This is a genomic window from Rhizobacter sp. P1_G5 (assembly GCF_056405435.1).
Map to the genome: position 1 here is coordinate 1 of NZ_JBFUCB010001210.1, position 542 is coordinate 542.

A 542-nucleotide genomic window follows, 5' to 3' on the forward strand; every position below is an offset into this window, starting at 1 on the left:
CACGTAGGCGCCGCGCAGCTCGGGCGTGTGGTCGAAGTCGGCCGGGATCGCGGCGGCCGGTGCCGCGGGCGCACCACCACCGAACATCGCCAGCGGATCGGTGTTGGCCGACGTGCCGCCCGGCGGGGGGGCGGCGAGGAAGGCGGCCAGCGGGTCCCCGCCGCTGCTGGCGGCAGGCGCATTGCCGAGCCCGAACATCGCGTCGAGGCTGGACGACGGCGCCGCGGTCGGCGAACCCAGCAGGTCGCCGAGGCTGAAATCCACCGGCAGCGAGCCACCGGCCGGCGCGGGCGGCGGCGCGGAAGCGGAGCTGCCCATGAAGCCGGCCAGCGGATCGGCGGAGGCCGATCCCGACGCCGGCGACGGCAGGTCGGCGAACGGGTCGAAGTCGTCCGGCAGCCGGGCGGCGGTGGCGGGCGGCGCGACCGGGGGCGGCGGGGCGAACGCCCGCGCGGCCGGCGGCGGCGGGGCGGGCGGGGTTGGAGGCACCACCACCGGCGCAGCGGCCGGCCGGAACGACGGTACCGTGCCGGGGCTCGGGT

General features: G+C 79.5%; 1 pseudogene. It reads right to left on the reverse strand.

From position 1 onward, the window contains the following. Window positions 1-542 (reverse strand): annotated as a pseudogene (locus AC1D12_RS35010) (hypothetical protein); the annotation flags it as partial.